This window comes from Denitrobaculum tricleocarpae, from assembly GCF_007004665.1.
Lineage (GTDB): Bacteria > Pseudomonadota > Alphaproteobacteria > Kiloniellales > Kiloniellaceae > Denitrobaculum > Denitrobaculum tricleocarpae.
In genome coordinates this window covers 140,861-160,308 of record NZ_ML660062.1, presented here as the reverse complement: position 1 = coordinate 160,308, position 19,448 = coordinate 140,861, and the positions used below count along the sequence as shown (strand labels likewise).

18 protein-coding genes and 1 tRNA gene are annotated in these 19,448 nt (G+C 58.9%); 8 read left to right on the top strand and 11 right to left on the bottom strand.

Annotated elements, in window-relative coordinates; all coding sequences use genetic code 11:
* Nucleotides 1-121: 121 nt before the first annotated feature.
* The 5 genes from FKG95_RS25345 to FKG95_RS25325 all read left to right on the top strand — a co-directional run bounded on the left by FKG95_RS25345 (nucleotide 122) and on the right by FKG95_RS25325 (nucleotide 5,372).
* Nucleotides 122-1,315: an aspartate aminotransferase family protein gene (locus tag FKG95_RS25345; RefSeq protein ID WP_142899244.1), complete on the top strand. Its 1,194-nt coding sequence runs from the start codon at nucleotides 122-124 to the stop codon at nucleotides 1,313-1,315.
* A complete protein-coding gene (argF, locus tag FKG95_RS25340; protein ID WP_142899243.1) occupies nucleotides 1,312-2,226 on the top strand; it encodes an ornithine carbamoyltransferase in 915 nt (304 codons plus the stop codon). The genes FKG95_RS25345 and argF overlap by 4 nt, the downstream gene beginning before the upstream one ends.
* Nucleotides 2,223-3,179 (top strand): Hsp33 family molecular chaperone HslO, encoded by a 957-nt coding sequence (gene hslO / locus FKG95_RS25335; RefSeq protein WP_142899242.1) that lies wholly within the window; start codon nucleotides 2,223-2,225, stop codon nucleotides 3,177-3,179. Before argF ends, hslO begins: the two co-directional genes overlap by 4 nt.
* Before the next feature lie 368 nt (nucleotides 3,180-3,547).
* Nucleotides 3,548-4,150 (top strand): hypothetical protein, encoded by a 603-nt coding sequence (locus FKG95_RS25330; RefSeq protein ID WP_142899241.1) that lies wholly within the window; start codon nucleotides 3,548-3,550, stop codon nucleotides 4,148-4,150.
* A 601-nt stretch (nucleotides 4,151-4,751) separates the two neighbouring features.
* Nucleotides 4,752-5,372: an outer membrane protein gene (locus FKG95_RS25325; protein WP_142899240.1), complete on the top strand. Its 621-nt coding sequence runs from the start codon at nucleotides 4,752-4,754 to the stop codon at nucleotides 5,370-5,372.
* A 132-nt stretch (nucleotides 5,373-5,504) separates the two neighbouring features.
* Here the strand turns inward: FKG95_RS25325 and argE are convergent, their stop codons facing one another.
* From argE to FKG95_RS25285, 8 genes are all read right to left on the bottom strand, one after another.
* Nucleotides 5,505-6,671: an acetylornithine deacetylase gene (argE, locus tag FKG95_RS25320; protein WP_218940361.1), complete on the bottom strand. Its 1,167-nt coding sequence runs from the start codon at nucleotides 6,669-6,671 to the stop codon at nucleotides 5,505-5,507.
* Nucleotides 6,672-6,700: 29 nt separating this feature from the next.
* Complete coding sequence (locus tag FKG95_RS25315; RefSeq protein ID WP_142899239.1) at nucleotides 6,701-8,143, bottom strand: TrkH family potassium uptake protein; 1,443 nt, start codon at nucleotides 8,141-8,143, stop codon at nucleotides 6,701-6,703.
* A 168-nt stretch (nucleotides 8,144-8,311) separates the two neighbouring features.
* Nucleotides 8,312-8,944 carry a GTP cyclohydrolase I FolE gene (gene folE, locus FKG95_RS25310; protein ID WP_142899238.1) on the bottom strand — a complete coding sequence of 211 codons (633 nt, stop codon included), beginning with the start codon at nucleotides 8,942-8,944 and terminating at the stop codon, nucleotides 8,312-8,314.
* Between the two features lie 199 nt (nucleotides 8,945-9,143).
* Nucleotides 9,144-9,536: a Co2+/Mg2+ efflux protein ApaG gene (gene apaG, locus FKG95_RS25305; RefSeq protein ID WP_142899237.1), complete on the bottom strand. Its 393-nt coding sequence runs from the start codon at nucleotides 9,534-9,536 to the stop codon at nucleotides 9,144-9,146.
* 425 nt (nucleotides 9,537-9,961) lie between these two features.
* A complete protein-coding gene (locus tag FKG95_RS25300; RefSeq protein WP_142899236.1) occupies nucleotides 9,962-10,849 on the bottom strand; it encodes an OmpA family protein in 888 nt (295 codons plus the stop codon).
* A gap of 197 nt (nucleotides 10,850-11,046) precedes the next feature.
* Nucleotides 11,047-11,853, bottom strand: a complete 807-nt coding sequence (locus FKG95_RS25295; RefSeq protein ID WP_246116893.1) for an ATP-binding cassette domain-containing protein — start codon at nucleotides 11,851-11,853, stop codon at nucleotides 11,047-11,049.
* On the bottom strand, nucleotides 11,850-13,556 hold the full coding sequence (locus tag FKG95_RS25290; RefSeq protein WP_246116892.1) for an ABC transporter permease: 1,707 nt from the start codon (nucleotides 13,554-13,556) through the stop codon (nucleotides 11,850-11,852). Before FKG95_RS25290 ends, FKG95_RS25295 begins: the two co-directional genes overlap by 4 nt.
* A 75-nt stretch (nucleotides 13,557-13,631) precedes the next feature.
* A complete protein-coding gene (locus tag FKG95_RS25285) occupies nucleotides 13,632-14,870 on the bottom strand; it encodes an ABC transporter substrate-binding protein (protein WP_142899235.1) in 1,239 nt (412 codons plus the stop codon).
* A gap of 222 nt (nucleotides 14,871-15,092) precedes the next feature.
* Here FKG95_RS25285 and FKG95_RS25280 point away from each other — a divergent pair.
* Nucleotides 15,093-15,166, top strand: a tRNA-Gly gene (locus tag FKG95_RS25280).
* Between the two features lie 14 nt (nucleotides 15,167-15,180).
* Here FKG95_RS25280 and FKG95_RS29795 read toward each other — a convergent pair.
* Nucleotides 15,181-15,345 carry a hypothetical protein gene (locus tag FKG95_RS29795; RefSeq protein ID WP_179954281.1) on the bottom strand — a complete coding sequence of 55 codons (165 nt, stop codon included), beginning with the start codon at nucleotides 15,343-15,345 and terminating at the stop codon, nucleotides 15,181-15,183.
* Here FKG95_RS29795 and FKG95_RS25275 point away from each other — a divergent pair.
* Complete coding sequence (locus FKG95_RS25275) at nucleotides 15,344-16,528, top strand: MFS transporter (RefSeq protein ID WP_179954280.1); 1,185 nt, start codon at nucleotides 15,344-15,346, stop codon at nucleotides 16,526-16,528. The two genes, FKG95_RS29795 and FKG95_RS25275, sit on opposite strands and share 2 nt — an antisense overlap.
* A gap of 236 nt (nucleotides 16,529-16,764) precedes the next feature.
* The gene (locus FKG95_RS29790; protein ID WP_179954279.1) at nucleotides 16,765-16,932 is read left to right on the top strand and encodes a hypothetical protein; all 168 of its coding nucleotides are present in this window, start codon (nucleotides 16,765-16,767) and stop codon (nucleotides 16,930-16,932) included.
* 313 nt (nucleotides 16,933-17,245) lie between these two features.
* Here the strand turns inward: FKG95_RS29790 and FKG95_RS25270 are convergent, their stop codons facing one another.
* A complete protein-coding gene (locus FKG95_RS25270; protein WP_142899233.1) occupies nucleotides 17,246-17,569 on the bottom strand; it encodes a hypothetical protein in 324 nt (107 codons plus the stop codon).
* A gap of 181 nt (nucleotides 17,570-17,750) precedes the next feature.
* Nucleotides 17,751-19,175, bottom strand: coding sequence for a hypothetical protein (locus tag FKG95_RS25265; RefSeq protein WP_142899232.1), 1,425 nt, complete (start codon nucleotides 19,173-19,175; stop codon nucleotides 17,751-17,753).
* Nucleotides 19,176-19,448 lie beyond the last annotated feature (273 nt).

Here is a 19,448-nt window from a genome sequence, read left to right as displayed (position 1 = left end):
GGATTGCGGAGCGTCCGGTTGACAGCGCCGGGGTTTCAGCGAATATTCACGAGATATCCGGGGTGGCTTCGGCTTTCCCGGGCATTTTTTTTGGTCGACGTGTAGCCAGAAGGAGGATCTCGTGAGCCAAGCACTTATGCCGACCTACGCCCGCGCTGACCTCGCCTTCGAAAGAGGTGAGGGCCCTTACCTGTACACGGCCGACGACCGACGATTCCTGGATTTTGCCGCAGGGATCGCAGTGAATTCGTTGGGTCACAGTCACCCGCATCTGGTCAAGGCGCTGACTAAACAGGGCGCCAAGCTGTGGCACGTTTCCAATCTTTATCAGATCCCCGATGGCGCGCGCCTGGCCGAGCGCCTGGCCGAGAACAGCTTCGCGGACCGGGTTTTCTTCTCGAACTCCGGGGCCGAGGCGATGGAGGGCGCGCTTAAGCTCGCGCGGAAGTACCATCACGCAAGGGGCAATCCCGAGCGTTTCCGGGTCATCACCTGCAGCAATGCTTTTCATGGCCGGACCATGACGACACTCTCCGCAGCGGGTAACCCGAAGTACCTGGAGGGTTTTGGGCCGGAGCCCGAAGGCTTCGATCATGTGGCCTTCGGCAATATGAACGAGCTGCGGGCGGCGATCACGCCCGAGACGGCGGCGATCCTGGTTGAGCCGGTGCAGGGCGAAGGTGGTATCCGACCTGCCTCGGTGGAATATCTGCGCGCATTGCGCGAGGTCTGCGATGAATACGGCCTGCTGCTGATTTTCGATGAGATCCAGTGCGGCATGGGGCGGACCGGGAGACTCTTCGCCCACGAGTGGGCCGGGATCACGCCGGATGTCATGGCCCTGGCCAAGGGTATCGGCGGCGGCTTTCCCATGGGGGCCTTTCTGGCAACCGAGGAGGCGGCCTCCGGCATGCAACCCGGATCGCATGGAAGTACCTACGGCGGCAATCCACTGGCGATGGCGATCGGCAACGCCGTGCTGGATGTCATGCTGGAAGAAGGTTTCCTCGCCAAGGTGCAGAAGACCGGCGACTTGCTGAAATCCCGCCTGGAGGCTCTCGTGGCGGCCAATCCGCATGTCTTCGAAGAGGTGCGTGGAACCGGTTTGATCCTGGGTCTGAAGGCGGTGCCTGCAAATGTGGAGATCATTGCCGCCCTGCGTGACCAGGGACTCTTGACGGTGGGGGCAGCGGAAAACGTTATCCGGATCCTGCCGCCTCTGATTATCGACGAGATACATGTTGACGAAGCTCTGGCGGCTCTCGAGCGGGTCTGCGCGAGCTGGCCGGAGACGGGCTCGGATGGTGCGGCATGACAAGCCCAAAACACTTTCTCGATCTGGACCGTTTTTCGGGCCAGGAGCTTCACGATATCCTGGATATCGGGACGAGCCTCAAGCAAGGTGAATCCCTGAACGGCGAGAGCAAGCCGCTGGCCGGCAAGATGCTGGCCATGATCTTCGAGAAACCCTCCACGCGCACCCGTGTTTCCTTCGAGGTCGGTATGCGTCAGCTCGGCGGTGACGCCGTCGTCCTGGAACCCAGCGGTACGCAGTTGGGCCGCGGCGAAACGGTTGCCGATACGGCACGGGTTCTCTCGCGCTACGTGGATGCGATTATGATCCGCACCACGCGGGAGGATATCCTTCTGGAAATGGCCGAGTATGCGACGGTGCCCGTGATCAATGGCCTGACAGACCGTACTCATCCCTGTCAGCTCATGGCGGATGTCATGACCTTTGAGGAGCACCGCGGCGGTATCAAGGATAAGGTCATCACCTGGTCCGGGGACGGCAACAACATGGCGACCTCCTGGATTCACGCGGCCACCCGCTTTGGGTTCGAGCTGCGCCTCGCCTGTCCGGAAATCCTTAATCCGCCACAGGATGTTCTGGATTGGGCCGAGCGGGAGGGCGGTAAGATCGTCGTTACCCCGGATGTCGAAGCTGCGGTGGACGGGGCGGATTGCATCGTGACGGATACCTGGGTGTCCATGGGCGATGATGACGGCACGACGCGTCACAACGTCCTGCGCGGCTATCAGGTCGATGACCGCCTGATGTCGCTCGCCAAACCGGATGCGATCTTCATGCATTGCCTGCCGGCCCATCGTGGCGATGAGGTAACGGCCTCGGTGATTGACGGGCCTCAGTCGGTGATCTGGGACGAGGCGGAGAACCGCCTGCACGCGCAAAAAGGGATCCTCTACTGGTGTTTGGCAAAATGAGTCCGGATAGCGGTTCTGCCGGGGATCCCGGGGAGAATCCGATCCTGGATGATCTGGTCCAGCCCTTCATCCTGGAGACCTCCGGCATCCGCGGGCGTCTGGTAAAGCTCGGCGAAAGCCTGGATGCGATTCTTGGACGCCATGACTATCCGCGACCGGTTGCGACTGCGCTCGGCGAGCTGTTGCTGCTCGCATCCGTTCTCTCGAGCATGCTCAAGTTCAGCGGCGTTTTTACGCTGCAGGTAAAAGGGGACGGCCCGGTCAACATTATGGTCGCCGATATCACCTCCGAGGGTGAATTGCGCGGCTACGCGGGTTTCGACGCCGGTAAGATTGCGGCCCTGGACGCTGTGCCGCCGGAAAGCGGTGGCCGGCAGAGCGTTCCAGCCTTGCTGGGCAAGGGATATCTGGCCTTCACGGTGGATCAGCGATCCGACAGCGATCGTTATCAGGGTATCGTCGAGTTGGACGGCGAGAGCCTGGCGGATTGTCTTCTGCACTACTTCCGCCAGTCGGAGCAGATCCAGACCGGTTTGCTGGTGACCGTCGGACAGGATGGAGAGGGCCGCTGGCGCGGCGGCGGTTTGGGACTCCAGCATCTGCCCGATGAAGCCAAGGCCAGTGGCCAGAACGAAGATCTGCGCGAGGAAGACTGGCGCCGCTCCATGATATTGCAGGCCAGCTGCACCGAGGCCGAGCTTCTTGATGCTGATCTGCCTGCCAACGATTTGCTCTTTCGCCTCTTCCACGAAGAAGGCGTGCGGGTTTTCGAACGCCGGGCGATCGCCTTCGGTTGCCGATGCTCAAGCCGCCGCCTTGAAGCCGTGCTTGCGCAGATGCCGCGCGAAGAGGTGGAAACCCTCAAGGTCGACGGCGTGGTCGTTGCGACCTGCGAGTTCTGCAGCACCGACTACCGATATGACGATGCGGCACTGGACCGCCTTTACGAGTAGCTGGCGGGTGTCCTCTGACGCCTGTGAGTAGCTATTTCGACCTCTGCTGTATTTTGATCAAAGTTTGCTTCTAGACAGGATCACGTTTTGGCGGAGCGACTAGAGCGGATTCACATGTTTAGATCAGATTCACCGGGTGAATGGATTGCCATAGGCAATTCCATATAACCCGGATCTGATCTAGGTGGTTCCGACGAGGTTGAGAATTCGTAACTGAGAATTCTCAACGGAAACGTATGAATCCGTTCTAAATCTGATAGTTAGATCAGATTCACAGGCACGACAGATCGCCGATTGCGATTCCATCTAAACTTGATCTGATCTATAAGCCTGTGAACACTCCAATCGTTTCGAGAGGACTCGGGAAAATGCGTTTTGCTTTGCGTGGTACGGCCCGTGCGGCCCTGATGGTGATATTCGGCCTGGTTGTCGCTGCCTGCGAGACACCGCCGTCACAGAACAACTTTGCGGAAATCACCTTTAGTCACCTGCCCGAGATCAAATTAAACGTCAGCGAGATCGTCTATCAATCCGACTATCAGGCACCCAAGGCCCTGCCCAATGTCGACCACGTTTTTCCCGTCCCGCCTGAGCGTGCGGTGAAACGCTGGGCCGACGACCGGCTCCGTGCTGTGGGGCCTGCGAACAAAGCCGTGTTTATTCTAAAAGACGCGTCGGTGATCGAGGAGAGGCTTGAGACCAAAGGTGGCGTCACCGGTGCTTTTACGACGCAGCAGAGCGAGCGCTATACCGCCCGTATGTCAGTTGAGATGAATATCGTCGATAACTTCGGCAACACACTCTCAACGCTGAACGCCCGGACGGAACGCTCGACAACGACCGCGGAAGACCTCTCGCTGCGCGAACGCGAGGAAGTCTGGTTCAAGCTGACAGAGGACGTGATGCGCGACCTGGATCAGCAGCTTGAACCCACGATTCGGCGGGTGTTTTTTCCTTATGTGACCCTCTGAAGAGACATCGAATCAGACGGGATTGAGATTGACGGTTTGTTGCCGCGATCGCCCGTCCACGGGTGTCGTGAGCGTCACACCATCGTCATGCGCTTGAAACGCCTGCAGTGTACCTGTCTGGCGCGGTCGATCGCTTGAGTTTGATTCCTTTGTCATACGGCAAAGCAGCATTTTCTGCTTTTAGGCTATAAAGCTGAAGCTGCTTCATAGTGTCGCGTCTGTTCTTTGGGAACGGACGCACACCCGTTTTCCGTGCTTTTTTGTTACGAGTGCCGGGACGCGGTCTGGGCAAAACGAAAAATCCAGACGCGGTTTTCTGCAGGGTGTAATTCTCTTCAATCATTTGAATTACAACAGTTTACTGTCTTTGTCTGGTGCGCGGTTCTTTCTTCTTACTTGTCAAGACAAGAAATGCTTTATTAAATTTATTTAATTTTTTATCCGAGATGACATAGCGCCACTAATAAGAGTGTATATCAGGTGTAAGTGTACAATAACGAGTTTGTAATGCGGCAATTCTTTTCTTACACTAGAAAAAGTCTCTCGGAATGTTCGGATGCGCACGAATGGTTGTGCAGAAATTTAAAACTCAGAGGAATTCATGAAAGCGTTACTCATCGGCTTATCGGCTCTAACCCTCTTGGGGTTCACCAGTGCCGCTCAGGCACAATTCTACCTCGGCGCGCAAGGCGGCGTCTCGATCCAGGACGACAGCGATGCCGACGAAGACGGTATTAGTGGCGAACTTGGTTATTCTGAAGGCTTTGCGCTCGGAGCTTTAGGGGGATATCGCTTCGGACTTAACGACAGCGTTTCCCTCGATATCGAGGGTGAAGTCACGTACCGCGATAATGACGTAGATGACCTCACGATTGAGGGTGTGGATTTCGACGCGGATGGCGATCTGACCTCCTTTGCTTTCATGGCAAACGGATGGTTGAATTGGCATGTCGGATCCGGCTTTTCACCCTATGTCGGCGGTGGCGTCGGGGTTCTTCATGTCGAACTTGAAGACTTAGATGTTTCTGGTGTCAATATTGCTGACGATAGCGATACGGTTCTAGCGGGACAACTCGGCGCCGGTGTGGCCTATGCGGTTACGGAAAACGTCGAACTTTCACTCGACTATCGGTTTTTGATTGCCGATGACGCCGACTTCGAAGGCACTGAGACAGAAATGCAGAACCATTCGGTTCTGATTGGATTCAAGTATCTCTTTTAGATCCTGACATCGGCTTCTGCCCTGACGAGTTAGAGCACGACGGATGTCCTTTGGTTGCTTCGATCAAAGGCCCTCGTGCTCTAACCGTTTCTGACTGCGGGAAAGACGGCCTGCTGGCTACGTCCATATGCTTCAGTCGCCTGCCGCCCAGTCCGCCAGTTTGTTCAGGAAGGCTTCGCAGTGTTCCACCTGGGCAATGTCGATGAATTCGTTGGGCTGGTGCGCCTGATCGATTGAGCCCGGGCCGCACATGACGGTGGAAATCCCGATTTCCTGAAACAGCCCCCCTTCGGTCGCGAAGGAGACGACTTCACTGGCGTTAAGGCCGGTCAGCAGGCGCACGAGTTGCTCGGCCGCGCCGTCATCTTCCGGTGTCAGTGCCGGGACGCTGGAGTGGAGTGCCGTGACGATCTGTGCGTCGGGCGCAAATTCGCGCAGTTTCGGCAGGACCGTTTCCGCGGCATAAGTCTCGTAGCCGGCCAGGATACTTGCCGGATCGTCTCCGGGCAGCGTCCTGTGCTCCCAAAAGAAATTGCAGTCCTGCGCGATGATGTTCTGCGCCGTTCCGCCGTTGATGACGCCTACGTTGAAGGTGGTGTAGGGCGGTTCGTAGCCTGAATCCGGCACAGCATTGGCCCGCTTGGCCTCGGCCATTTTCCGGATGAAATCGATCAGCATGGAGGCGGCGAAGATCGCGTTGCCGCCCCGGTGCGGCTGGCTTGAATGTGCTGCTTGTCCGGTGACCCGGGTTTCATAGACCGCGATGCCCTTGTGGCCGTTGACGATCCGCATGGATGTGGGTTCGCCGATGATGACCATGGCGGGGCGCGGCAGGTTGGCTTTGAGATCTGCGATCAGGCTGCGCACCCCCAGACATCCGACTTCCTCGTCATAGGAAAGCGCCAGATGGATCGGCTTTTTGAGCGGACGGGCGAGAAAGGAGGGAACCAGCGCGAGGGCGGCCGCACTGAAGGATTTCATGTCAGATGTCCCGCGCCCATACAGCCGCCCGTCTTTTTCCACCACAGTAAAGGGATCGCTGACCCAGTCCTGGCCTGCCACCGGAACCACGTCCGTGTGACCTGAGAGAACGACACCGCCCTCGATGTCCGGGCCGATCGTGGCGAAGAGGTTGGCCTTGCTGCCGTCCTCGTTGCCGGTCCGCCGTGTCGTTACGCCGTAGCCCTGCAGATAGTCGTCGACAAAGTCGATCAGGGCGATGTTCGAGAGCGCTGAGGTGGTATCGAACGCAATCAGGCGATCGATCATTTCGCGCGTAGTGAAGGTATCTCGTGCCATGATGTGACCACTTCCGATGTGTTTGGAATTTAGCCCCGCCAGAACGCCGGGGTCAGGAGGACCAGTACGGTAAAGAGTTCAAGCCGGCCCAGCAGCATGCCGGCGCTCATCAGCCATTTGGCGCCGTCCGGCAATGGCGCGAAGGTGCCGGAAGGGCCGATCACCTCGCCAAATCCAGGACCGACATTGGCAATCGCGGTTGCCGCGCCGGACATGGCCGTGATGTAGTCGAGGCCGAACATCGAGAGACCGATGGCCAGCAGTGCAAAGCTGACGGCGAAGAGGAAGAAGAACCCCATAACCGACTCGGCGACGCCTTCCGCCAGCGGCTTTCTGTTGTAATAGGGAAAGAAGATGCCGTGGGGCTGCATCAGGCGGAGCAACTGTGTCTTGGCTGTCGCGTAAAGCACCTGAAAGCGAAAGATCTTGATCCCGCAGGTGGTCGAGCCCGCGCAGCCGCCGACACACATCAGCATGAAGAAGAGGATCACGACGAAGCCGCCCCATTGGCCGAAATCGGCCGTCGAGTATCCGGTTCCGGTGATGATGGATATCACGTTGAAGGTGCTGTAGCGCAGGGCGGCAGGGATATCCATGATGCCCTGAGCGACGACCCAGCCTGCCGTCGCCAGGATCGCGAGCACGACCAGGGCCATCAGTCCGCGCACCTGGGCGTCGTTGATCAGGGAGCGGAAGTTTCCGCGCACCGCGCGCAGATAGAGCACGAACGGCAAGCTGCCCAGCAGCATGAAAAGGCTGATTGACCAATCGACGGCGCTGCTGTCGAACTGTCCGACCGAGGCGTCGTAGGTCGAGAATCCGCCGGTCGCGATCGAGGTCATGGCGTGTGCGATGGCGTCGAAGCCCGAGAGGCCCAGGCTCCAGAGCCAGATGGCGGCGAAGACCGTCAGGGAGACATAGACAATCGAGATTTCAGCAGCGATCTGCGCGGCTTTGGGGAGAACCTTATCCGTATCGAAGGCTTCCACCCGGAACATCTGCATACCACCAACCTGCAGGATCGGCAGGATTGCGACCGCCATGACGATAATACCGATGCCGCCAAGCCATTGAAGGATCGCGCGCCACAGCAAGATACCCGGGGGTGCGTTGTCGAGGCCGACGATCACGGTCGATCCGGTGGTCGTGACGCCGGACATGGATTCGAAAAAGGCGTCGGTGAAGCTCATGTTGAGATCGCTGAACGCGAAGGGCAAGGCACCGACCGTGGCGATCATCAGCCATGACAGGTTGGTCATGACGAAGGCCTGCCGCAGCGTAAAGGTCAGAAACCCCGAGCGTGTGGTGAGCACCATGGATACACTGAGAAACAGAGCGATCGCCGAGGAAGCGGCAAAGACCTGCCAGTCTGGGTGACCCGCGGCGGCATCCACGACCGCGGGGATCATCATGGCAACGGCGAGGACCGAGAGCAGAATGCCAGCGACGAAGACGACCGGGCGCAGCTCCATTACCTGCGGGCCCCATCATCAGTGGAGCTAAGGGCCTGGGCAGACGCATAGGTGTGCACAGGCCGTTGCGCGGGAAGACACGGCGTCCGTTCGTCGATTGCTGTCATGCTCCGATTCGTCACAGTGCCATTACGCGCATTTGAGTCCCGAAACTCAAGTCTTTCGGGATCACCTTGTTTGCGGCGAACCGACCAGGGCCAGGAACTCCCGGCGGGTAGAGGCATTGCTGCGGAACAAACCAAGCATACGGCTGGTCACCATTGTCACCCCGGTCTTGTTGACGCCGCGGGTCGTCATGCATTGGTGGGCGGCTTCGATAACGACTGCAACGCCCTTGGGTTTCAGGACCTCGTTGATGCTGTTGGCAATCTGGGCCGTCATCTTTTCCTGAATCTGCAGGCGGCGCGCGTAGGCTTCGACGATGCGCGCCAGCTTGCTGATTCCAACGACCCGGTTGTCGGGCATGTAGGCAACGTGTGCCCGCCCGATAATCGGTGCCATATGGTGTTCACAGTGGGAAACGAAGTCGATGTCGCGCAAAAGAACGATTTCGTCGTAGCCTTCAACCTCCTCGAAGGTCCGCTGAAGCACTTCATCCGGATCGACGTCGTAACCGCCAAAAAACTCGTCATAAGACCGCACCACCCGGTCCGGAGTGGCCAGCAGGCCTTCTCTGTCCGGATCGTCCCCGGCCCAGCGCAAAAGTGTCTTTACCGCCTGCAGCGCTTCGTCACGCGTCGGTTTGTCTGAGGAATCCGGTCCGGTCTCGGTGGACGGAGAGGGGGAGGGGTTTGTATTCACGTTCGAAACTCCATGTTGCTGCGGATCGGTCCTGCAGTGGTTCGGCAATGAAGTGGATGCAAGTCCGCAACAGGCAAGGGGGATGCGATGACTTAGCCCGCTCTAACCTACCCGGCCTCACTCAAAAGGACCGGCATGTCTTCGGCGCGATCGCTTCCACGAAAAACGACCCGAGGGTGGGCGCTGCCATGATGTTCTGCTAGTTCAGCTGCACCGCCTGGTGGGGGCTGTCCAGAGAAAAGGCCGGGACCTCGACATCGAAACGCTCGCCGTTCGCGTATTCCATCTCGTAGGATCCGACCATGATGCCCGAGGGGGTCGAAAGCGGCGTTCCGCTGGCGTATTCATAGTCATCCCCCGGATTGAGCTGCGGTTGTTCGCCGACAACACCGGCGCCACGGACCTCCTGAACCCGCCCCAGGGAATCGGTGATGCGCCAGTAGCGGTTCAGCAGCTGGACCGTTTCGTCTCCGGTGTTCTCGATGTGAACCTGATAGGCCCAGACGAAGTGACTGTCAGACGGCGAGGATTGCTCTTCCAGATAGACTGGTTTGACCGTGACGCGGATACCGCGTGTTGTCGCGGAATACATGGCCTGTAGAACTCCTTACCTGGCTATCGCACTCGCAGGCCCTCTCGGTCCTGCCAGAGTAGATCCAGGTATGGTGGAATCCCTCTCGGTGATCCAGCATCCTGGTGAACCGCCACTCGCTCTCCGAGTTCAGGCGCATTCACATGTTCCACGGCCCCACAACGGGTTCCTGCCAAACATGATCCGGTCTTAGAGCCCGGCTTTTTCTTTGATCTCACGAAAAAGGAACGGATCTCTATTTATTTCGTTAGAGATCAATTCAAGCCCGTAACGGATTCAGGCAGGCCCGATTGTGCTCTAAGCGCTTGGCGGACCTTAGTATATCGTCACTCACGATCAAGTAAAAATAAGAACGGCGCCGCTCTCGCGACGCCGTCCTCTTCAATCAACCCGGGGATATTCCCCGGTCGCGAGCCGATATCCGGTTACTGGATAATGACTTCAACACGGCGGTTTGCCTGTTCACGTACACCATCGGCGGTCGGAACGGCCGACTCGGCCTCACCGCGTCCACCAACCGAGATGGCATCCGGCGCAACACCCCGGTCGATCAGAGCAGCACGAACCGCATCCGCCCGCTGGAGCGAGAGGTCTATGTTGTACTCCTCGGAGCCCGCGCGGTCAGCATGACCGGTGACGGCAAATTCTGCATCATCCAGTGCGCTTGCAGTTGAGACGGCTTCGTCGAGCTTGGCGAAGTCTCCGCCCCGAACGCTGGAGCTGTCGAAATCAAACAGCAGCACGAACGGCTTCGGTGCATCCGTCGCGATCACTGGGGCAGGCGCCGGAGCGGCGGCGGCAGGGGCCGGCGCAGGGGCTGGTTTGGCCTCCAGATCCGCGAGCGCGGCGAAGAACTCATCGCGGCAGGCAGCGATGTGATCAGGCTGGTGGTTCTCTTCCTGTTGCTCGATCCAGCAGTCAAAGCGGCCTTGCGCATGAGCGGCCCGCTCTGGCTTGTTCTCGCGTCCACCGTTATCCAGCGCGGTGACCAGACGGGCACGGGCGTCGGTCAGTTCACCGACCTTGTCGGCGGGCAGGTGCCATGCAGAAATCTCTTCAGGCAGGACGACTTCGCCGCCTGCGGCGCGCAGACCTTTTTGAGAGAAGTAGCCGGCATCTTGCCAGTCGTACATTTCGTCAGCCTCGAACAAGGTGATCTGACGATACTCCTCGGTCAGAGCCTGGGTGAAGGGCGTACCGCCCGATGCATTGGCATTGCGCATGTTTTCAATGTCGTAGCCAACACCGAAACCAGCACAGCCGCTCAACAGAGTCAGAGCGGCGAGAGCGCCAAGTAATTTAGTAGGGAACATATTCACACTCTCCTTAACGGCGGCTCCATGTGGCGCACCGAATATAAAACGACGTAATTCTGAACCGGATCTATGCGACTTCGCAATGCGTGTTGTTACGGACTTGATGCTGACGAAAACACAGTCTATGTGCGGCGAGTCTTACTGTCAAAACCGTTCGATGGCAAATATACACGCCGACATTCGATCCTATCGCGTTACAGTGATAGTTTTTTTATTATCCCGACTTCTCTGTGATCAACTGTGGATATTTCATGATTTTTTTGCGGCGGCCGAGAGGCCGATGAATTATCAACCATAGCGGGCTGAACTTCAACAACCCTTTCACCCGTTGCCGCTGCATCCTCCGGATCGTGCGTGACCAGCAGTGTCGGCAGGCCCTCCGCTCGGGCGTGGTCGAACACGAACCGCCGGACCCTCTCGCGCAGATGAACGTCCAGTTTCGAAAAGGGCTCATCAAGAAGCAGAGCCCGGGGTTCGGACAGCAGAGTGCGCATCAACGCCACCCGGGCCCGCTGGCCGCCGGACAGGGTCGCCGGGTCACGGCGCGCAAAGCCTTCCAGATCCGCTTCTACCAGGGCTTGATTGATGCGGGCGTCGCGCTCCTGCCGGTTTTTGATGTGTCGCGGTAAACCGAAGGCGAGGTTCTCACCTACTGAGAGATGTGGGAAGAGCAGATCGTCCTGAAACAGGATCCCGGCCCGGCGCCGCTCCGGTGGGAATCCCGTCATATCTTGACCGTTGATAAAAATTTTTCCGGTCGTGTCGAAAATTGGGTCCAGAGTCCCGCAAACGCACGCCAGGATGCTCGACTTGCCGGATCCGCTCGGTCCCATGAGGGTCACAATCTCGCCGCCGTTAACGTCGAGATCCAGCGGCGCGATCAGGGGACGGCCTGCGATTGCAAGACTGACGCCCCGCAAGGCCAAGCTGCTTTGCGCCTCGATTCGGTCCTTTGTCCGATCCCTTGCCGGATCTCTTGACCCATCTCTAGACTGACTCACGCGATTCCCCTCAAGCCGCGGCGGTGACGATAGAGTAACGCCGGGATGCCAATTGCCAAAACGAAGGCAATCATTGGCATCAGGGCCTGCAGTAAAGCAAAGACGCCAGCCACCCGGCGATTGGCGCCGGCCGCCAGGCTCACGGCTTCCGTGGTGAGAGTGACATAACGCCCGCCGCCTGCAAACAGGGTCGGCAGGTACTGCGCGACGCTGACCGCGAATCCGATGGCCATCGCATAAAGAATCGGTCGTAACAGCATCGGCAGCTTGACCCGCCAGAAGACCCTGCCGGGCGACGCTCCGAGACAGAGCGCGCTGCGGACATAGCGTTCGTCGAGATTACGGTAGGAATCCGAGAGTGAGAGAAACACGTACGGCAAGACAAACAGCAAATGCGTCCAGACCAGGGCCAACCAGGTGCCGTCGAGATTCAGATGTACGGCCAGGACCTGGGTTCCGAAGAGAAAGCCGATTTGCGGTACCAGCAGGGGCGCGTAGAGCAACCAGATGGCGCGCCCGTTGCTAGGGACCCGCTGGCGGCGTTCATTCTCGAGACAGGCGACGACCAGTATGGTCGCGATGGCCGCGGCCGCCAGGCCGATGGACAGAGTGTTCAGGCCCGCATTCAGGATCGAGCTTCCCTGCCGCATCCAACTGTCGAGCGAGACGGCGCTGGGCAGGACGTCCGGATAGCGCCATCGCCTGGCAATCGACCAGACCGCCATACCCAGAATGCTCAAAGCGCCCAGTCCGCAAATGGCGCCGGCCGCCAGACTGAAAACCGGTGCGAGAGCGCTTCCGCTTCCGCCGCGCCGGCCGTCGGTCAGCCAGGACCGGGCGAGCTTGGCAACCAGGATTTCGAGCAGTCTCCAACTTCCGATCGCCGCGGCGACGATACCGAACTGCAGGCTCGCGCAGGCGGCCGCGACAAACCGCATGCTCAGATCCGGATCATTAAACCAGCGCAGGACCAGGACCGCGAGCGGTGGCGGAGTGGTGGGCGCCAGGATCAAGGCCATGTCGACGACCGACAGCGAAAAGGCGAGCACTGCATAGATTGGCAAGCGGATCTGTGGATAGATCGCAGGCAGGACCGTCTTGATCCAGGCCGTTACGGGGCCGTAGCCCAGCGAGCGGGCGATCGCTAGGCGGCGGTCCGCATGGGTCTGGTGAAGCGCCGCCAGGGTCATGAGGAAAAGAAACGGCATTTCCTTGACCACGAGCCCGAGCGTCAGTGCGAGCCCGTAAGGGTCCTGTACCGTGGCTATATCAGGCGGTGTGTCCCAGCCGCTCGGCCAGGGCGAAACCAGTCGCACAAACCATCCGCTGGGGGCGATCAAAAAGGCCAGGCCGATTGCCACTGCGACGTGAGGGACTGCCAGCAGTGGGGCGATGAGACGGCGAAGCGCTTGAAATGACTTGCGTTCGCCGCAGGACGCGACGAAGCCGATGACCAGCGCCAGGGACAAGAATGTTGAGAGAATGCCTGAGACCAGTGTCAGTCTGAGGGCGGAACCCAGACCCGGATAGGCAAAGAGTTCGCGCCAGCCGGCGAGGCTGAATTCATCCCCCCCAAGTGCAGGAAAAATCCCGAAAGCAGGCAGCCAGGTTCCGATCAGTCCGGCGCCGACCGGCGCCAGAAACAGCAGCATGGTAAGGCCCGGGGCGGCGCGCAGAATCCCACCTCGCCTGAATCCGTTCACAGGCGTTTCCCCGAGGCCCGGGGTGCAATGGAGATCGCAGGCTCAGGCAAGTGCATTGCCGTCAGTGCCGCCTGATCAGCGGCTATAGCGCTGCTGCCATTCCGCCTCAATTTTGGTCATCCATGCCGGGTGGGGTTCCAACAGCGTCGCGCCCAGTTGCTCGGGCGTAAGTGTTGCGACACCGCGCGGCAGATCGTCAAAGCGCTGCCGGTCTTCGTTCGAGAGTTTCGACATGGCAAGCACCGTGTCGTCACCCCAGACCGCCTCGTTCTGCTTTTCCGCCTGAGCCTCGGGACTCATGAGAAAATCCGCAACGACCATGGCGGCCTCCTTGGCCGACGCGTTAAAGGGAATGGCCACAAAGTGCGTGTTGCCGATCGTACCTTCTTCCAACACGAAGACCCGTGCGGTATCCGGCAGCAGGTCGGTCGCGATCAGTGATGATGCTTCCGATGGATAGAAGGAGATGTGGATGTCGACTTCGCCGTCATCCAGCAACTGCCTTTGTGCCGGACCGTTGGCGGGGAAAAGTGCACCCTTGCGCCAGAGATGTGGATGCAGAGCGTCGAGGTAATCCCAAAGAGGTGCCGTCACCTCGGCGAAGCGCGCGTCGCTGGTGAAGGGCTTTTGAAGTTCGTCCCGATCCTCCGCCAGTTCGATCAAAACCTGTTTCAGGAAGGTCGAGCCGATGAAGTCGGGTGGGGTCGGGTAGGTGAAGCGGCCCGGGTTTGCTTCTGCCCACTCCAGAAAGCCCGGAATGGAGCGTGGAGTCGTCTTCACGCGGGCGCTGTCATAGATGAAATTGATCTTGGCCATGCCCCAGGGCGCTTCCAGGCCTTCGACGGGAACCGTAAAGTCCACCAGCGTGCTGGGCTTATGTTCGACGTCGACCCCGGCGAAATTGGGAAGCTCTTCGCTGAAGGGACCGAACAGAAGTCCGTTTTCCTTCATGGCCGCGAAGTTCTCGCCATTGATCCAGATGAGGTCGATCGAGCCGCCGGATGTGCGGCCCGCTGCCTTCTCGGCCAGAACCCGGGAAACCGCGTCGGCCGTGTCCGAGAGTTTCACGTGGTTCAGCTTGATGCCGTAATCGTCCCGAACGCGCTGGCCAACCCAGGCGATGTAAGCGTTGATGCGTTCGTCTCCGCCCCAGGCGTTCCAGTAAACCTCTTGCCCGCGCGCCGCGGCAAGGGTCTCCTCCCAGTTCGCGGCGACAGTCTCATCCTGAGTCTGGGCCTGGCTCGCAGCAGCGGTGCCGAGCAGGCAGATAAGGCCGATGAAAATCTGGCGAATTCCGGTCTGAATACTGCGCATCGTTGCTTCTTTTCTCTGATTTCGGGCGAGGGGCAACCTAGCCTGCGTGCTCGCCAATGTCAGTAGCTAGAAAAACGCCTTCACGCGGCTTTTACCGGGAAGTTACCGCTTGCATCGATTATCTGCAGCGTCGGCACAGCTTCAGGTTTGTGTTGTGGCGGTCCGCAGCAAAGGTGTGCGCCATTGCATCCCGCGGCGCCTTCGCTTATACAAAAACCGGCTGCGGGCGTAGCTCAATGGTAGAGCAGAAGCTTCCCAAGCTTACGACGAGGGTTCGATTCCCTTCGCCCGCTCCAGCTTTCCTGTCATCTTACAACACTCCCTGATGGCGGCTGTGCGTCCATGACACTTCCGGCACGGCATGCAGGGCGCGCTGGAATTCGATGAGAAAGACTGCGGTTCTCTTGACGGCTTCATCAAATTTGCCTTTGGCCCGTATCTGGATCGTCCTCTTCTGCGCTTTGATTTTCGCCATGGCGCAGTTTCACCGTGCCGCCGGCGGAATTATCTCACCGGTTCTGACCGAAGAATTTCAGCTGACCCCCACGGCGATTGGCGGCGTGATCGGTGCGATGTTCATTGCGACGGTGATCATGCAGGTACCCGCGGGTATCGCACTGGACCGCTACGGCGTCCGACGGGTCGTACCGTTTTCGCTCGCCCTGTCAGGCTGCGGCAGCCTGCTTTTTGCGCAGGCGATCGACGTCCAGTGGCTGCTCGTGGCGCGGATTCTCCTGGGTGTCGGGTTTGCATCGCTCACGGCCGGAGCTTACCTCCTCTTCGCACGCTGGTTCCCGCAGGACAGGTTTGCCACCCTGTCCGGTCTCATGGTCGCGATCGGCGGCATCGGAGGCTTGACCGGAACCTACCCGCTCGCCGAATCCATCGGGATCTTCGGCTGGCGGTCGAACTTTGCCGCGGTCGGTTTCCTTATTCTGGCCGTATCGTTGCTCGGATACCTGACGATCCGCGATGCACCTCCTGACTATCGTGACCAGGGCGGCCGTCCCAGGTCAATCAAGGAAACTCTGACCGGATATCGGGAGATCTTTGGCAAGCGGGACTTCTTCAAGATCCTGGCGCTTGGGCTGGTGACCTTTGCGCCCATCACTGCGATTGCCGGACTTTGGGGTGGGCCTTATTTCCAGGAGGTCCACGGCCTCAGCCGGACTGAAACCGGGCTGATCCTCTTTGTGCTCTTTCTGTCGACCAGTTTCGCAGGTTTGGTCGTGGGGCCTTTGGACCGCCGCTTTGGCACACGCAAGGGCGTCATCTTGGGATGTACCTTCTTGTCGTTCAGCAGCCTTGCCGTGCTCGCGCTTTGGCCGCAGGCGCCTCTGGGGGCCGCGATTGCCTGCCTGGTCTTTATGACCTTCTGCCAGCAATTCTATTTGCCATTGGCTGCGCACAACCGTGCGCTCTTCGGCGATCACCTCGTTGGCCGTGCTTCGACACTCCTGACCCTGGTTTCCGTGGCCGGTATTCCCCTGCTGCAGGGTGGTTTCGGTCTCGTCCTGGATCTCAGCAGGCGCTCAGGCCTGTCGGACGAACTGGGTTATCGCCTTGGTTTTGCATCCATTGCCGTTGCGCTGTTTCTGGCGTCCTCGATCTACGCCACGGCAAAAGACATTAAGCCGCAGGGGGGAGAAGGCGCGTGACCCCGGGAATGCCCAACAGTAATCGGTGGCGCCTGTAAAACTAGGCGCAATACATTCAATGCGAAATTATAGCTCTCATCTGAAATCAGTTTCTGTGATCCTCAGGTGTCTAATGGATGTCAAATAAATGGCATTCTGTGATATAAAAATAGCAATGTAAAAAGCGATTGAATGTCACTTTACGGGCGCAAATATTCGATTCATAACGATGTTGTATTGTTATGAAGGAGATTACGATGTTTGAAGTGAAGCGTTTCGCCCCGTTGTTCGCGGTTCTTGCTTTGGGTGCTGCGGTGTCGGCGTGCGACGAAGTTCCGCGGGAACAGCAAAGTGAAGCGCCGGCTCAGCTTGAGCAGGTGCCTGACAACCAGCAGCCTCAGGATCCGTCGGTTCCTACGCAGTAAGGGGCCGAGGCGCAGGGTCTTCTGTACATTCTTCTGCGCATTCTTCCGCGTGAAGTTAGGGAATAGGGTCTGGACTGCGAGCCGGGCTGGTCCGGCTGGCAAGCTCTTACTCGGGTCGAGCGACGTGCCCGGGTAGCGAGGATTGACCCAACAGAAGTGACGGCGGCCCTTTTGGGCCGCCGTCTTTTGGTTTCTGCCGGCCCGGTGATCCGCGGCATAGCAACGGGGCGTCCGGGCGCAGAGGGAAATTCTATTCTCGCAGGCTTTCGTACCGGGCGGTCAGGCCCGGCGAACGAGAGACTTTCCAGCGGGGTCAGGCTGCGTTGGCTGCCGACCTGCGATCATTGTTCTCCGCAACAGTGGGCAGAACGTCGATCACGTCCTGAATAAACTGGCTGCGGGCGATGACCGACCATTCGGAGTCGTAGGCACAATACCAGCCGTGGTCTTTGCCAAATGCGCAGAGGAGATATTCGTCGTCCTGATCCAGGATTGCGACGACAACCTCGCCGTTGTCGATTTCAACCGGAACACAGGATCCGGCGCGCTGATCGTCGACCAAGTGGGTGCCCGCTTCGACGAGCACATTGATATCGGCCTTGGTAAACGCGAGATGTCCGATAGGCAGTATCGACACGTATTTTCATCCTCAATTGCCGTTGTTCAGCTTGACCAGTCTCGCAGCAGTTTATGACCAAGACGTAAACAGGCTGACAGTTAAATCCGGCACTAGTCTTGAGTGAATATGGTTAACGAATGCACCGGTCTAGTGGCAAACATTGCCGGAAGTCAAGTGCTTACATTCAATCGGGGAGAAGTCAGGCCGTGCCTTCGGGATCGGGGATCCGTGTCGCGATCTGGCCACGGACCAAAACCAGACTATCGCCGGATGCGGCGATTTCCGGTATGAAGCTCCTGGCCGCAAAGGCTTGAAAATCGCCGGGACCGAGGGTGTTTTCGCCGATTTTGACCCGGCCTTCCACCACGTAGATTTCTTCGATCCCGCCTCTGCGTTGAGGCTGTATGCGGCCGCCGGGAATCATACGAAGCAGATAACTCTGCCGGTTGAAACTGTCGTCCCGGTTGAGTCGTTTTTTGTACACCCGTGGCGCAAGCGCGTCCCAAATGCCGTCCTCGGCGCGCAGAAGCGATGGTGCCGAATCCCCGGGCTCATCCTGAGCCGCAGGGGTGGCGCCAGAGGCCGCTTTTGCCGGCAGCATTTCCTGGGCCGCTGTTGTTTCATGGGCGGACGGATTTTCCTTGGCCTTTGGGGAGTCTTGGACCGGCAAGGTTTCCTGGATCTTGGGTGTCTCTTGAACCTTTGGTGATTCTGAGACCTTTGGTGATTCTGGGGCTTTTGGTGATTCTGGGACTCTTGGTGATTCTGGGACTCTTGGTGAGTCTGGGACTGGCGTTGTGTCAAGGACGGGCCGCGTCTCTTCGGCCTGAGACGCCGCGCCGGCCGGGGCATTTTCCGTCACCTGAGATGTCTCTTTCCCCCGGGGGGGCTGCTTGGCCTCTGAAGCCTGCTTCGACAAAATGTTCCGGGCGGCTTTTAAGACGGATTGGACCTTCAAGGCTGCCTGGTCCCGCGCGTGCTTCTCGGTCTCCTCGGTTTTGGTATCGTTCTCGGCTTTGGTGCCGTCCTGCGCTTGCGGTGCCTTTGGAAGCTGTTTGGTCGTTTGCTGCCGGCGGACTTCCGGCTTGGTCTCCGGATCGGCCTTTGGGCCGGTCTTAAAGTCGGCGTCCGGGCTGGTCGCCGAGTTGACCTCTTGTTCGAGGGCCGACACCAGGGCGCGCGCCGTGTTTCCCGACCGGCTGGTTCGCGGCGGTGATTGACTGGGCGTTGCAGCCGTTACTCTGCGGGGGACCCGCTGACCCGCCTGTCCGCAGCGCACCCGGCTGGCAAGGGTCGAATCCAGCGATATCTGCTCTAAAGTGGCCTGCACTTCGCGTTGGGTCTTTTGATCGAGAATGGGATCGGCTTCGCTGGCGCTGTCGCCTTTGCGGCTGAAAGATGTTTCGTTCTTCGGTGTTTCGTGCGGTTCCGAGGCCGGATCAGGCTTCTCACGGTGAAGCGGCGCACCACCGCGCTCCATCCCGAAACGCCGTTCCCAGTCTTTCACAGCCGTGCGCAACGCCGGATTCTGACTCAGTTCGTTTTTGAATTGCAGCAGCATGGCCCTGTTCAAGGTGCCGAGCACAAACTCCGCCGCCAACATCTGTACTTCTTTGTGGTCCATCGAACTGGGATCAAACCTTACGCGACAAAAAATAAAATCCACCTGCAACCTGTGACTGCCAAGCTCCGCAGATGGCGGTAGAATGTGAGTCTCTGCAATAAAACGCGCACACTAACCACTTCCCTGCGAAGGTTCCAGACTAAGCTGTATCGCCTTCGGATTCGCCCGCGCGACTCCATTTGTTTTGGAGGCTGCGTCCTCAGCGAAACATACGTTTGGTCAAGCGAATTTCTGGAGTCGGCAAAGTTGCTCGGGCATATAGAGCCCGATCCA